This window comes from Shewanella sp. GJ50-10 (assembly GCF_055808815.1).
The window spans coordinates 861469-875283 of sequence record NZ_JBVVSS010000001.1 but is presented as its reverse complement, the minus strand read 5'-3'; the positions used below and the strand labels follow the sequence as shown (position 1 = coordinate 875283).

The 13815-nt window shown below is 39.5% G+C and carries 14 protein-coding genes; 7 read left to right on the top strand and 7 right to left on the bottom strand.

All coding sequences use genetic code 11. The features are described 5' to 3' along the window. Positions 1-54: 54 nt before the first annotated feature. Positions 55-909, top strand: coding sequence for a pyridoxal kinase PdxY (gene pdxY / locus AC0L4E_RS03530; protein ID WP_473678037.1), 855 nt, complete (start codon positions 55-57; stop codon positions 907-909). A 188-nt stretch (positions 910-1097) separates the two neighbouring features. Here the strand turns inward: pdxY and AC0L4E_RS03525 are convergent, their stop codons facing one another. Both AC0L4E_RS03525 and AC0L4E_RS03520 read right to left on the bottom strand, forming a co-directional pair. Further along, on the bottom strand, positions 1098-2294 hold the full coding sequence (locus AC0L4E_RS03525; protein ID WP_473678036.1) for an alginate export family protein: 1197 nt from the start codon (positions 2292-2294) through the stop codon (positions 1098-1100). Positions 2295-2715: 421 nt separating this feature from the next. Continuing rightward, the gene (locus tag AC0L4E_RS03520; protein WP_473678035.1) at positions 2716-3246 is read right to left on the bottom strand and encodes an NUDIX hydrolase; all 531 of its coding nucleotides are present in this window, start codon (positions 3244-3246) and stop codon (positions 2716-2718) included. A 254-nt stretch (positions 3247-3500) separates the two neighbouring features. Between AC0L4E_RS03520 and AC0L4E_RS03515 the strand changes: the two genes are divergently transcribed. The 4 genes from AC0L4E_RS03515 to AC0L4E_RS03500 all read left to right on the top strand — a co-directional run bounded on the left by AC0L4E_RS03515 (position 3501) and on the right by AC0L4E_RS03500 (position 6500). Further along, positions 3501-4049, top strand: a complete 549-nt coding sequence (locus tag AC0L4E_RS03515) for a hypothetical protein (protein ID WP_473678034.1) — start codon at positions 3501-3503, stop codon at positions 4047-4049. Continuing rightward, positions 4043-4534: a hypothetical protein gene (locus tag AC0L4E_RS03510; protein WP_473678033.1), complete on the top strand. Its 492-nt coding sequence runs from the start codon at positions 4043-4045 to the stop codon at positions 4532-4534. The genes AC0L4E_RS03515 and AC0L4E_RS03510 overlap by 7 nt, the downstream gene beginning before the upstream one ends. 248 nt (positions 4535-4782) lie before the next feature. Next, entirely contained in the window at positions 4783-5820 is a 1038-nt protein-coding gene (locus AC0L4E_RS03505; RefSeq protein WP_473678032.1) for a YHYH protein, read from the top strand. A 122-nt stretch (positions 5821-5942) separates the two neighbouring features. Then, positions 5943-6500, top strand: coding sequence for a hypothetical protein (locus AC0L4E_RS03500; RefSeq protein WP_473678031.1), 558 nt, complete (start codon positions 5943-5945; stop codon positions 6498-6500). Positions 6501-6641: 141 nt separating this feature from the next. Here AC0L4E_RS03500 and AC0L4E_RS03495 read toward each other — a convergent pair whose 3' ends face one another. The 3 genes from AC0L4E_RS03495 to AC0L4E_RS03485 form a co-directional block, all read right to left on the bottom strand. Further along, complete coding sequence (locus AC0L4E_RS03495; RefSeq protein WP_473678030.1) at positions 6642-7037, bottom strand: YgiW/YdeI family stress tolerance OB fold protein; 396 nt, start codon at positions 7035-7037, stop codon at positions 6642-6644. 151 nt (positions 7038-7188) lie between these two features. Then, the gene (locus tag AC0L4E_RS03490) at positions 7189-7509 is read right to left on the bottom strand and encodes a hypothetical protein (RefSeq protein ID WP_473678029.1); all 321 of its coding nucleotides are present in this window, start codon (positions 7507-7509) and stop codon (positions 7189-7191) included. Positions 7510-7745: 236 nt separating this feature from the next. After that, positions 7746-8297, bottom strand: a complete 552-nt coding sequence (locus AC0L4E_RS03485) for a type II secretion system protein (protein ID WP_473678028.1) — start codon at positions 8295-8297, stop codon at positions 7746-7748. 389 nt (positions 8298-8686) lie between these two features. Here AC0L4E_RS03485 and AC0L4E_RS03480 point away from each other — a divergent pair, with 389 nt between their 5' ends. Next, entirely contained in the window at positions 8687-9493 is an 807-nt protein-coding gene (locus AC0L4E_RS03480) for an SDR family NAD(P)-dependent oxidoreductase (protein WP_473678027.1), read from the top strand. A 347-nt stretch (positions 9494-9840) separates the two neighbouring features. Further along, complete coding sequence (locus AC0L4E_RS03475; protein WP_473678026.1) at positions 9841-10716, top strand: radical SAM protein; 876 nt, start codon at positions 9841-9843, stop codon at positions 10714-10716. 173 nt (positions 10717-10889) lie between these two features. Here the strand turns inward: AC0L4E_RS03475 and AC0L4E_RS03470 are convergent, their stop codons facing one another. Together AC0L4E_RS03470 and gntH are read right to left on the bottom strand one after the other, a co-directional pair. Further along, positions 10890-11810, bottom strand: coding sequence for a LysR family transcriptional regulator (locus AC0L4E_RS03470; protein WP_473678025.1), 921 nt, complete (start codon positions 11808-11810; stop codon positions 10890-10892). A 135-nt stretch (positions 11811-11945) separates the two neighbouring features. Continuing rightward, positions 11946-13238 carry a guanitoxin biosynthesis MBL fold metallo-hydrolase GntH gene (gene gntH, locus AC0L4E_RS03465; RefSeq protein WP_473678024.1) on the bottom strand — a complete coding sequence of 431 codons (1293 nt, stop codon included), beginning with the start codon at positions 13236-13238 and terminating at the stop codon, positions 11946-11948. Positions 13239-13815 lie beyond the last annotated feature (577 nt).

Genomic DNA, 13815 nt, shown 5'->3' with positions numbered 1-13815 from the left:
AAAGCGTTGCTACACTTTATCTGCACAACATTATTCAATAAAAGTAGGTCACCAATGAAAGGTATTATTTCAATTCAGTCCCATGTGGTTTTTGGTCATGCTGGCAATAGCTCTGCCGTGTTTCCACTACAACGTATGGGGATGGAAGTTTGGCCTATTCACACCGTACAATTTTCCAATCATACCCAATACCAACAAGGTTGGCGTGGTCGTGCGTTTTCTGCCAATGACATTAATGAGCTAGTAACTGGTATTGAAAACATAGAAAAACTCGCCGACTGCCAAGCTGTATTATCTGGTTACCAAGGTAGCGCCGAGCAATGCCAAGCGATTATTGAAACCGTCAATAAGGTAAAACAGCATAATCCTGCTGCGTTATATGTTTGCGATCCTGTTATGGGCGATCCTGAAAAAGGCTGTATTCTTGCCGATGGCATTACAGAACAACTCATCAATGATGTCATGCCAATTGCAGATGTGATTGTGCCGAATCAATTTGAGTTAACTCAGTTTACCCAAATGGAAATAACCAACCTTGAACAAGCCAAAGCTGCTTGTGAAAAAGCCTTATCATTAGGGCCTAAAATGGTACTAGTGAAACATCTGCACTCTATTGCCGATGATACCTTCACTATGATGCTGGCAACGCAACAAGGCTGCTTTATCAGTCAACGACCACAACTTGAATTTGCTAAACAGCCTGTCGGTGTAGGCGACTTAATTTCAGCGTTATTTACTGGTGGCTTATTAACAGGCATGACACCAGTTGCGGCATTTGAACATGCCACCAATGCCAGTTACGGCGTACTTAAAGAAACCCAAAAACAACAACAGTGGGAACTGCAAACAATTGCAGCCCAAAACGAGTTAGTCTCACCAAGCGATCACTTTGCTGCTAAGGCAGTTTAAACAACCTACAAACCCAACATAAGTCATTGATTTGGTATGATTTAAGGTTAATTAAGTTAGTTTGATTATAGACATAAAAAAGCAGGGATATAGGATCCCTGCAAACTAGGTGGGGGAGCGTCGCAGCGATTGCCACCTAAAACAACCGCTGGTAAAGATTCATAACATGATTTATGCAGTTAACATGTTTAGTAGTTTGCTTGGAAAGTTAGCCATAATTTATCGGTATCATTCGAGAAATCATAACCTTCGTCTGCGCCACTAAAGCTTGCGTATTTCACACCTAAGCTATAGTGCTTAGCAAAAGGGTAAGTGGCAGCAACACCCCACTCTGTTCCCATATCAATATCACTGTAGTCAGATTCAAACTGGTGATATTTAGCCAGTAATTTAAGTCCCGCAACCTTAGCAGTTAAAATAACGTGAGTGTCGACTAAACCATTATCCCAGTTACCTTTACCGCCAAATAAGAACTTATCTGTCCAACCGTTAAAGGCATGCAATGTTGCCAGTGGTGTAATGAAGCCTGCTTTACCGCTATCTGAGCCTAATACTTCGTAACCCACTTTGGCGCCAAAACCTTCAAAGTCGATACCTGCACCTAATTTGTAGTAATCAGCACTGTAACTAACCGGATTATCCCCGCCCTCTGATTGCTGTGCGTATTCTGCTTCATAGCTCAGTTTTAGCGCATCTAATTTAACATTACCCGTTGCACGAATACCGAATGTATCTGTTGAGAAAGCAGCCACATCAGTATTATCAATCAGATAGCCGTAACCAGTTAAATTAACAAACTCTAGACCTTTGTAGTTTAGGTTAACTAAGTTAGTTTCGTTTTCATGCTCTTCTTTGCCTGAACCTTCAGGAAAAATACGGTTCACGTTAGCAACATAAGCGTAATACGCCGTTAAGCCTTCAACTGCTGTGTTTTTAATGGAAACAGCATCGTATGTTTGTTCATTTTGACGGAAACCAACACCACCAACAAAACGTTGGTTATCCAGTAAAATACGTTGGCGACCAAGTTTAGCTAATGTTTCTGCTGGGCCTTTATAACCAATAAAGCCTTGGTTAATTTGAGTATATTTGTAATCAGCAATCAATGCCTCGTTATCTGTTGAGCGAACGTCATCAATTTCCGCTACTGCAAATAAGTTATAAATATCACCCGTTTTATAGTTCAAACGAGTACGCAAGGTGGTTTGATTTTGTTGGTCAACATTAGCCACGTCGACATCTTCATAACGAAGTCTAAATTGTACTTTTACTGAAGAGTCATCAATGAAAGCTTTCTTTAGCGGATCAACAGATTCTGTATCTGCATAAGCTGAAGAAGCGGCAAGACTCGCCACAATGGCTAACGTGAGGGTACTTAATTTCATTTATTGTAATCCTTATATTTCATCATCTCGAGTGATGTTATAAAGGTGAAATAAAATGAATTAATTGATCTAGAACAATGTTACAAAAAGACTACAAAAACGTATCAATATTTGTGAGCAAGATCATTAACCAACACTAAATTAGCATACCTCGAAATAGGTATTTTTAGGGTTACCTGATTTATATTTTGCTAAATAATGAATACCGATTTATCTAAAATTCTACAAAATTAGCCCGCAACAAAATTACTGGCCAAAAAAAGCCTGAAATCAATATTTCAGGCTTTGATGAAAAAGCTAAATTTTGAGCCTGAGATAGGCTAAATGATATAAATAACCTCTAAACTCGCTGTAACAATTAGTTAATTCAATTATCTAAAAAAGGATACTGTACGATTGCTTTTCAGTTATTGATTCACAGTTAAAGTAATTCTTGTTTAATCAGTTTCAGCAGAAATGTTTCACGCTCGATTGATAGGCCTTTTTTATCACTGTTAGCCATCGTATCAAGGTTATGTTGTATCGCTTCATCGATATCAATCCACACAGGTTTCATACCATTATTAATTTCGTGACTTTCAAAGCTTGTCTCGCCCAGTTCACTATCAATCTCGCAGGTGTAGCAGTACGACAGCATGTGAATTAATGTCATGCCATCACGCGCCCAAGGGCGATACTCTTCATACAAGCCAAAACCATTAATATTGCGAATCGACTTAGCACCCGTTTCCTCTTGCAGCTCACGGACTAAACCTTGTTCAATAGCTTCGTGCTCATCAACCCCACCTCCCGGCAAGGTGTAATCATGATAACGCTCGGTATAAAGCATCAAGATGTCATTGCCATTGAGTACTATCGCTCTCGCAGCTCGGCGAGTCAGCATAGTGTCTTGCTGTTGCGCAACTAAGTGGCTTGGTGTGTCAGGGTGATAGCTGGTTTTTAAATGGCGCATGGCTAAGTCAATGTAATTAAAAAAGCGCATGATACGCTAATTTTAAAAAAATGATTATCCAAAGCCAAATAATAGTCCTCCACACAGTTCAAGCCTCACTAATTTAGCCTTTACATTACACCTACTTTTATTTAAATTAAATAAAACATAAGTAATTGATAAATAAGATTATTTGACACATAAAAATACAGATGTTAACAAATGGTAATTACCACAATAGGTATTGGAATCTGTAAACCCACAAGGATGTAAATATGAAACGACTCAACTCTCAACCAATCAAACTGGCATCAGCGATTGCTATTAGCTTTCTGGCTTTTTCTGCTCAAGCTGATGATACACAAGCATCGACTAATAACAGTTTTCATCACGATACTAGTGCTTCATATATCACTGATACAGACAACAGCGACAACGCTTACCTATTTGCCAGTTATCGTTACTATTTTGATGCTGTGAGTACTGATTTAGGTCCTTGGGCACTCAACACCTTCTTAGCTCAATCTTCAAACTTTGGCTTTGACTACCTTAAATCAGATTTAGCCGAGACCAGCAGTTACCAAATCGATGGAACTTATGTTTTTGACTCAAAATGGTTTATTGGCGCAAATTATCAGCAAATAAATGATGACGACGACTCCAGTGGCTGGCCATATAATTACGATGAGTCACTTTATGGGCTTAAGTTAGGTTATTACTTTAACGAAAGCTCACAAGTCTCCCTTTTTACCAAAACCAAAGTGGATCAGATAGCTATAAACATACGAGTGGCAGCGGTCAGAATTTTCAAATCGGTTTGTTAGCTGCTAATTTCGATAACCAATCCGATACCTTTGGCCTAGAGACTCAAAGTTATATTCCAATGGAGTCAATTAATGGGGTGAACCTTTTTGCACGTTGGCAGTACACTGATGCTAGCCAAAATTACTATTCTCGGCTTGCGCAAGATGGATTTATGCCAGAACGTTACTTCACCACTGACATTGATAATACATTCAACCACATATACCTAGCAGCCGATTTTTATATCAACAAATCATGGTCAATTGGCGCGCACTATGCTTGGCAAGACATTGATATGAAGCAATTTAAGAGCAGCAACTTCACCCCTGAAGGTGAAACAATCGAACTCTCTGATAGTTTCAATAATTACGGCCTTAACACGGCTTACTGGTGGCAAATAACACAAAATTTTTCAGCTAAATTTAGCGCCAGTAAATTGTTAAACGATGATGGCGACGCTCAAGATGGGTTACTTGTTGGTTTAGATATCAACGCGCGTTTTTAGTCATTCAGCTATACATTAAGCGCATCAAGCAGCGCACTCTAACCGCTGCTTGATGCGCTTTTTATTTGGCTCTCCAGCCTATCAACTCACAAATACAGCCAGCCCCCCTCAGCGTTAACATCATTCCAACATTTGCCGTAAACATCCTTAATTACTGCACCATTTCTGCACTTTTTATCGCTAGGATTAGCACAAACTACATGAGCAACCGCTAACTTAACTCTATTAATGACGAAGGAAATACCATTATGAAGCATCTACGTAGCCAGACCTTCGCGGTAATGAGTAACGCGTTTAACATCCTGCTGAAAACATTTTTGATGCTTTTCTTGGCTTCAGCCCTCAGTGCTTGTGGCAGTAGTGATGACGACACAAGCTCAATAGAAGAAGTAGAAGAAAATAATGTGTCTGATGATTCAAGCTCTGATGATGAAGACAGTTCAGATAATGAATTTGTCTCTACCGACGGCGTACTTTGTGATTATGAAAATAGCACTTATAACGAGTCAGAATCAGTTTATAACACCAGTAATGCTGAATGGAGTTGCGAGGATGGTGAACGCTGGCTCGACGCAAATGGTATTCCTGATCATGATGTGGGTACTTTCCCAAATGAAGGCAACCCAAACACAATATATGAACAAGATATTTCAGCCAATTACACCCTAGCCCCAGTTGAAACCGATACAGCGACGGAGCTTGGTGGCCCTCGTGGTGTTTTAGGTTACGTACTCAACGGGGTAAAAATTGATGCGAGTACAGCGGGAACCTGCGATGACTCCGGCGACAATTGCGACTTAACGGGTAACGATGGCAGTTGGAATATTGAAGCGTTAGGTCAGTCTAGTTTCGACTTTGGTACTGATGATAATAACGCCCACGTGCAACCAGGAGGGGAATACCATTATCACGGCATGCCTGAAGGTTTTATTGAGTTACAGGAAGGCAGCAGCGATAAAGTGACCATTATTGGCTGGGCCTCTGATGGATTCCCAATTTACGCTCGCTATGGATACAGCGTTGCAGACGATGCAAGTTCAAGTATCAAAACCATTACTGGCAGCTATCAACTTGTGACGAATGTCAGTAGCAGTCGTCCATCAAGTGATATTTACCCTTTAGGTACATTCGCACAAGACTGGGAATATGTTTCAGGTTCTGGCGATTTAGATGAATGTAATGGTCGTGTCGGTGTTACCCCAGAATTTCCTGAAGGAATTTATCATTACTACGCTACCGACAGTTACCCGTATTTCCAACGCTGTGTAAAGGGCGAAGTCATGTAACTAGTGGGTTTTAGCCAGTCAAAAATCACACTTAATTAAGCAGACTAAGCGCCTAGGTTTCACTTAAGTAACTATACGTTAGTCGCTATGTGTTAGTTGCGAAATGTTAACCAAGGAATCACATGAAAATATATACAGCAACAGCCATTAAGCTATTCATTTTGGTAGGCAGTTTGGGATTAATATTGCCAACCCATGGGCATATGATGGTGGCACAGCATGGCACCATTAATATTGTTGATGATGGTGCGTTTATGGTGTTATCACTGCCCTTTTCAGCTTTTGAGGCGATTGATGGCATTGAGCCCAGCAGTAACATTGATGAAGATAACGATGGCAAGCTGTCATCTTATGAGCTCAATACATACCACCACCCCATCAATCAAGCTATTCATCAACACGTTAGTTTGAGCGATGAAACAGGTCGATTACCACTGCAAGGACTTATCGTTTCTTTAGCATCTCATGGTTCGCCAAAACAACCATCGGATCAAATCATTATTATGGGACGATTCAAACTCAATGAAGGTAAGCAAGCTCTCACATTTGAGAATCAATTATTTGGGAAAAGCTTTAACGAACAAGCTATTTCAATGAAAGCCAGTCGCAAAGTAGATAAGCAAAGACATATCTTTGAGTTATCACCTCAACAAACCGCTGTAGTGTTGTTTAAGCAATAAACTTAACGCTTTAAATATAGGTTTTGCTCTAAGACGTTATTGTGCTGTATCAGCTCAGCCCTATTGTGATGAGGAATATTTCCTTAACAATATAGAGCTGAGAATACATAAGCAGAAAATGAAGACTATAAAGTTACGCTATTAATCGGCAAGACTTACCACATCGACATCCATTGAAGTCGACGTCCATTCACTATCAATCTCACCTAGCAAGGTGAGTTTCGTATCTGGAGTAGCACTAATCCCTCGCCAGTCATCGTTATCAATTTCAACAATGATCTCACCACTTTCATCTTTAAAGCGATATTCCTCATCACCTAAAGATTCAACGATATAACCCGTTAATACTGCTGGTGTATCATCTTTAGCTTCAAGCGCTTTTGCTGCGGTATACACTTCTCCGCGGCCTGGACCAGTAAAGCCACCAGCTTGCTTGACTGCAGGTTTAATTAGCGCGGTATCGGTATAAGCTTCTGGCTGACTGGCAATGGCTGTTGTTGATGCGAATAACACGCCACAGACTAATATTTTTTTCATTTTATGACCTCAAGATAGATGACGTTTGATAGCAGCATCTTACGACAAAAAACCTGAACTGAAGCTTACCTTTACAATGGTTAATATTAATCATCGTTAATGATTATAGAATTAACATAGTGTCGGATATTTACATGCTGTATTGGCTATATTAATCGTTCACCATCGACTCACATTCAAAACCTTGGCGCATTGAGTCAAAACGACATTGCGAGCCACACTGCCATGGTGCATTGTTGTATTTAGCTGAAATATTTTGAGCATGTACCTTGCAAGATTCGTAACTGGTAAAGTCGGTATCCATTTCATATGCAGCTGAGTTATAACCGTTTTTATAAACAAAAGAGCTCCAAATTTCAGGGCCTTTGTGTTGGTTTGATAGATTAATCATCACCACCGAGGTAATAACAGTTATCAGCAAGCCGATGATCACCACAATGGATACGAGGTTTGAATTTTTGGCAGTTGTCATAATTAGGCATTAACGTAAACAGAGATAGCAACAGCATAAGCCGTTATTAGTGAAAAGCAATCGCAGGAAAGGTAAACCACTTAGAAAATAAGTTCTGGTTTTAGCTAAAACTAAAAGCGTAAAGCAGTCTCAACATGTGAGACTGCTTTATATTTCAATCTAAAAATCTTAGCCTCCTAGGGTTTATCGTTTTGAATAACGCTATGAACCTCAGTTTCAAATAGTCATTTGCCTCCTTAACAATGAGTTGGATCGGTTTCTAATATGTACTCAGGTAACTCTGTTGTACTTTTTGCCTCCTTATACACTAACTTACACTCTGCTGGCGCACCCACTTGCCAAATAGTGGCTTGTTCTGTGCCTTCATACATTGTCCATTCAGCTCCTCTGTCAACTGCCATAGTTGGATCTGTTTCAGAAACTGCCGAGTTAAAATCACTCTGAAGCAAATTATCTAAATCTAGCTCAGAAGCAACCACATAACCGTAGGCTGTGAACAAATCTTTACCTGTACCGATATCTAAATCCGTCACATTTGGGTCTTTCTCCACTCCAGCAAGACTGGCTTTCGAATACACCAATGTATTAGCACTTTGAATCGCCGCTTTCATTCCAGCAAGCGAACTAACGCGAGCATCACCCTGCAAGTTAATAAATTTGGGCGCCGCTACCACCGCTAGAATGCCGAGAATAATAATGACAACTACTAATTCAACTAAGGTGAAACCACCTTGTTGTTTAGCTGTCGACAATGAAAAGTTAGGTTTAGTGAACGTTGATAATTTCATAGTGATACCTCGCTAAAGAGACCTTCTCGCCTCTCTTATGAAGGTTTAAGTTATCTTAAACCTCAAATGCCATCCTAGCGTTGGTGTTAATCCACCTTACAACCATCACTCTATTTTCTTCTTAATTGAAAAGTAAATGTATCAACCTTAAAACCAAATAGAGTAAAGGCTCTAAATAAACATTGGACTCAATTATGTGATTGTGCAAATTAAATAAAGTTAATTTTTAACCAATCTCTTGCTGCTGTGAGCAATGCACTATTATCAATAGAATCCATAAAGTGATTCTATATTTAGTGCCATTATCAAAAAACCAATAAGTGCTAATATTAATGAATCAAAACAATGAACAGCGCCCCAGCGGCGATTAATATCATTAGGAATACATCATGCAAAAAATCATTCTTGTTACTGGTTCTACAGATGGAATTGGATTAGAAACAGCAAAAATGTTGTTAGCTGAAGGTCATAAAGTACTACTTCACGGTCGCAACCCTAACAAACTTGCTGATGTAGAGGCACAACTAACAAATACATCATCAGCTGCACAAATAGAATCCTATGTTGCTGATTTATCCAGCATGAGTGATGTAAAAAAATTAGCAGATCAAATCAAAGCCAAACACAATAAATTGGATGTGTTAATTAACAATGCTGGTGTGTATAACCCAACCATTTTAGTTACTTCTGATGGTCTAGATTCGCGCTATGCAGTTAATACCTTTGCGCCTTACCTACTAAGTAAATTACTTATGCCGATTATGGATACGAGTGGTCGGATTGTGAATTTATCCTCAGCAGCTCAAGCGGCATTTTTAGCCACAGATATGGCGCAACCAAGCCCGCTATCTGACAGTACTGTCTATGCACAAAGTAAGCTTGCTCTGACCATGTGGTCACGTGATTTAGCCTTATCGATACAAGGTAGTGGCCCTATCATTGTGGCAGTCAATCCTGCGTCGATGTTAGGCAGTAAAATGGTTAAACAGGCTTATGGCGTGGCAGGTGGTGATTTATCTATTGGTGCAGACATCTTAACAAGAGCGGCATTATCTGAAGAGTTTGCTCAAGCCACTGGACAATATTTTGATAATGACAGAGGCCAATTTACCGCACCTCACCCAGATGCGCTCGATGTGGCTAAAACGGCTAAAGTCGTTTCAGTGCTTGAGCAAGTGCTAACAGAGCTCAGTTAAACAGCCTGTTTTAATTCAGCAAGTAGCGGCTCAAAAAGCTAATGATTGGCGTCATTAGCTTTTTTATTATTTTAATTTCAAAGGGGTATTAATTCAAAACTTCGACTCACCTAAAACTATGGCTTAAATTCAACTTTCTATAACATAAAAGTTAACTATGGCCACCTCACCATTATCAACAAAATCTATAAACTGATTCCATATTAAGCTTAATTATCAAAATTAAAATCTATTGCTATGATCATCCTCATTGTATTGCTGCGTGCCATTTAGCGCAGCTTTGGCCTAGAGCATTTCAGCTTTTAGGTGATGTAATCTCAATAAGGCGAAAGCCTTAAGGAAACGTTATGCGTTATGAAGGCAAAGTTTATCGTCCATGGCCTGAGGCTGACAGCATCCTCATTCAGACGACATTAGGTTGCAGTAATAACCAATGTACCTTCTGCAATATGTTCAGCGATAAACGATTTAAGATCCGTGAGTTAGAAGATATTTTTAGCGATATCGATGAAGCCAGAAAAATCCACGCTCACGTTGAATCTATCTTTTTAATTGATGGCAATGTGATGGCGGTAAGAACCGAGTTTCTACTGGCAATTCTCAATAAAATTACTAAGACTTTTCCAGAAATTCAAAACATTGCTTTATATGCAGGATTTAATGATTTTCGCCGTAAAACGGTAGACGAACTTAAACAAATGCGCGCAGCAGGCTTAACCATGGCCTATGCGGGATTAGAGTCTGGCGATCCTATCGTGCTCGACAACATCAAAAAAGCGATGAAGCCTGAACATGCCATTGAAGGCATGGCAATGGCTAAAGAAGCAGGCATTAAAGTACTTGCTTCGTTCATTTTCGGTTTAGGGGGCAGGTATCGCTCAACTGAGCATATTAAAGCCACCACAGATATTTTAAATATCATGCAACCAGAAGAAATCGCGCCCATGGCAATTGCGATTCAACCTGGTACTGAACTTGAAATGCAAGTACATCGCGGCGAATTTGTTATGCCAAGTCCATTACAGGTGCTTGAGGAAGAAAAGTATTTATTGGAAAACCTTGCGGATTTTGATTGTTATTACTGGGGTGACCATGGCAATAATATCTCGCCAATGCGCGGCATGTTGCCACAAGCAAGAGTGCCATTTCAGGATAGAATTGAGCACGAAATTGCTACCAACCCAGTGACTAAACAAGAAATCATTCAGACATTTTCTTGGTAAAAAATTTAGGGAAAATGGAACGGTATTAGGTCAATCGTTAATGCTATATGGATGAGTATTAGATAACAAAAGTGTTGGCTCTACTCGATTCAACACTTTGCTCGGAAATAAACGGGAATCTGTGCTTACCTTATCTAAGTTAACCGAGCAAAGGCATCAGCCTAAGTAAATTATTATTGAGCTAGCACTACTGAAATTGTGTCATTTATATGTTGAATTAGCTGTGAATCTCTATGAGTGCGTAAAAACACACTACTGATATCAAGGTATAAAAGCTCATCTCTTATTGTCGGAAGCGGCAAAGAAGATAGCTCAGGATAAAGCCGCTGAATCAAGTCACTTCCAATCATGATAGCTTGAGAATGAACCAATTGTTCACAAGCTGTTTTTAAATTGTCAGTTTTCAATTTGATAGAGGGGGTAATGCCCCGTTTAAGATACTCTATTGAAGTGATATCAGCATGTTCGTTCATTCCCATCACTAACAACTGGACGAGAGGGTATTGTGCCAAGTTATGCCAATCACTCCCAGCCTCTAACACTGCTAAAGGGTGGGTTTTATGACACATAATTCTATTTTCTATCCGCCGAAGTTTTGCGGTATAGCATTGAGATGCAAAAGGATAAGTTGAAAAGTGCAGGCCAAAGTTGATATCACCTCTGGCCATTTTTACATTTGTCTGATTATCCCAACACTCTAACTGAAAGCTTGCACATGGAAATTTGGCCATCAATGCTTGAGAAATGTCAGTACCAAAAATTTCTAGTAAAAAAGTATTCACAGCTATGGTGATTTTACCTTTGTACTCTTTATGGTTAAACCGAGTTCGATGAAAAATAACCTGCTCTAATGGAACAAGCATTGCTTCTGACGCAAGCGCTAACTCATAAGCAAATTCTGATGGTTCAATACCATGCGGCTGACGTATAAATAAGTTTTCGCCGAATTCTTCACGTAACTTATTCAGCGCTCGACTGACACTAGTGGAGGAAATGCTAAGTTGCTCAGCTGTTTTTTGAGCATTTTTAGTTTTAACTAACACCTGCAAAATACGTAATAGATTCAAGTCTAATTTGTCTAAATCAACATTCATATTCACTTTCCGATTTATTCAATTAATTTATTAAGTTACTGAGTCAGAAAAACGATATATAGATTGTAGCAAATGAATAACCATCACTTTAGTCATGGTTATTTTAACTAATTGAGCATTAATTGAATAAATGAATCATTTAGCAGTCGTTAACCGAGATTCTGACACCCATTGAGGTGTTAGACCTTCTGTTGGTTTGTCATCATATGTCGGCTGTTTGTCAGTCGCTGGGGACTGAGGTGACCAAGCCAGTAAATCAGTTCTAGCCATCCGTGTTACTACCTGCTCTTTGGTCACATTGATGACCATTAAATCTTGGGCAATAACAACGGGGCCTGAGTACGTTTCAGCCATCCCTTCAAATGCAGAATCAATAGTATCCTCATTGGTAAAGAAATGAGTACCAACCCCAAGCACTGGAGCTGCAAGTGCAAATATTTCACCTAACTCATTAGCTGAAGTATGCTTATGTACGATATTTTCAGCAACCTCAATTGGCATAGCATTTTTTTCTGAAAAAGTGGCTGCATCAATAAATAACTCATGGATAAAAACATCTACACCTTTTGCCATGTTGGCTTCATGAGTCGTAGGCTCGCTATCCCCTGTAAAAGCCATTGATAAGCCATTCCACTCTAAACGGTATCCCACTGCGCCCTGTAAAATATGATCAACTGGAAAGGCATAAATTTTCACATCATTTTTAGCATAAATCAGCTGACGAGGTTGTTCAGGACTAAATTGGGCATAATCAAACTCATGTGCCTTAATTTGCATACCTTCTCGGGCTGCAATGCCTGTTTTACTTAATACATGCCAAGCTGCAGCTTTCTCCACGTGCGTAATAAAAGCTTTCACACCTAGCTCAGGAGTATAGCCAGACGAGCCCCAAACTTGTAAAGGTGTGTTTCTTCCCCACCCCATAGAATCCCATAAATTAAAAATCCCCCCAACATGATCTAAATGAAGATGGGTAACAAAAACTTTATCTAATTCAGAATGAGGGATACCTAAACTCCAAAGTGCTGGCACTGTGCCACCGCCAATGTCGAATATAAAATTATCACCATTGCCCAGCTCCACTAGCCAACTCGTTGAAGCTTGGCCAAGTCGCACTGGCGGGTTTCCTGAACCTATTGTTGTAATCCTCATTTCATCAGCATGAATATTCTCTTCACCTGCAATAAAGTGCTCCGCATAAACTCTATGCTCACCTTCCATCTTGGCAATAACATCATGCTTGGTTAGCGGCTTACCACATAAAGGAACAGGGTAACCAGACTTCGTATAAGTGCACTCTCTAGGGAACTTATAATCTAGCGGTTGTGCCATTAAAGGTAACGGTAAGGCTAAAATGAGTACAAGCATTAGCAGCAGTTCAAAAAACGAACTGCGCATAGTCGAGTAAAGTGTTGAGATTTGTCTCATTGGTGACTCCAATTAATGTTTAACCATCCCTGTTTACTTGAATTTACTTCTAAATAAGATGGGAGGAATATTAATTGAATATCTTTAAAATAATATGGAAATCAGATCACCAGATTTGCACTATCACTTTTAGTAATGTAATTATTATTAACTATGTAATGTAGGCTGTGCCTAAGGTAGAAGGTAGAAGAATACTATTTTATCAAATCAATGGCAGCCAAAGTATTATCTGTAATTTGCATTTAGTTGATAATATCTCAGCATCCTATTTAGGATGTTTTAGCAGTATCTCGGTACTCCTTCACATTGTCAGCATAACCTACATGACACTCATGAACATCATCTTCAGTTGCACAACTTACAGCTGTACTTCCAAACATGATTATCCCGCCAATTGAAAATATGATGTTTTTAAACAATTCGTTTTTCATAATAGCTTTAGCCCAATCAGGTTCATCAAAAAGTAAATGGGCCCCATAAAGAGACTCAATTAATGCCCTGCATAAGTATCAAAGAGTAGACAACGAATGAAAGAGGACAATAAAGCTAATTAAACCCCAGCTGTGCGTTAATCCAT

Excerpts from the sequence above, each read along its gene's own strand:
- pdxY (WP_473678037.1), top strand. The coding sequence starts at position 55 with ATGAAAGGTATTATTTCAATTCAGTCCCATGTGGTTTTTGGTCATGCT.
- AC0L4E_RS03525 (WP_473678036.1), bottom strand. The coding sequence starts at position 2,294 with ATGAAATTAAGTACCCTCACGTTAGCCATTGTGGCGAGTCTTGCCGCT.
- AC0L4E_RS03520 (WP_473678035.1), bottom strand. The coding sequence starts at position 3,246 with ATGCGCCATTTAAAAACCAGCTATCACCCTGACACACCAAGCCACTTA.
- AC0L4E_RS03515 (WP_473678034.1), top strand. The coding sequence starts at position 3,501 with ATGAAACGACTCAACTCTCAACCAATCAAACTGGCATCAGCGATTGCT.
- AC0L4E_RS03505 (WP_473678032.1), top strand. The coding sequence starts at position 4,783 with ATGAAGCATCTACGTAGCCAGACCTTCGCGGTAATGAGTAACGCGTTT.
- AC0L4E_RS03500 (WP_473678031.1), top strand. The coding sequence starts at position 5,943 with ATGAAAATATATACAGCAACAGCCATTAAGCTATTCATTTTGGTAGGC.
- AC0L4E_RS03495 (WP_473678030.1), bottom strand. The coding sequence starts at position 7,037 with ATGAAAAAAATATTAGTCTGTGGCGTGTTATTCGCATCAACAACAGCC.
- AC0L4E_RS03490 (WP_473678029.1), bottom strand. The coding sequence starts at position 7,509 with ATGACAACTGCCAAAAATTCAAACCTCGTATCCATTGTGGTGATCATC.
- AC0L4E_RS03485 (WP_473678028.1), bottom strand. The coding sequence starts at position 8,297 with ATGAAATTATCAACGTTCACTAAACCTAACTTTTCATTGTCGACAGCT.
- AC0L4E_RS03480 (WP_473678027.1), top strand. The coding sequence starts at position 8,687 with ATGCAAAAAATCATTCTTGTTACTGGTTCTACAGATGGAATTGGATTA.
- AC0L4E_RS03475 (WP_473678026.1), top strand. The coding sequence starts at position 9,841 with ATGCGTTATGAAGGCAAAGTTTATCGTCCATGGCCTGAGGCTGACAGC.
- AC0L4E_RS03470 (WP_473678025.1), bottom strand. The coding sequence starts at position 11,810 with ATGAATGTTGATTTAGACAAATTAGACTTGAATCTATTACGTATTTTG.
- gntH (WP_473678024.1), bottom strand. The coding sequence starts at position 13,238 with ATGAGACAAATCTCAACACTTTACTCGACTATGCGCAGTTCGTTTTTT.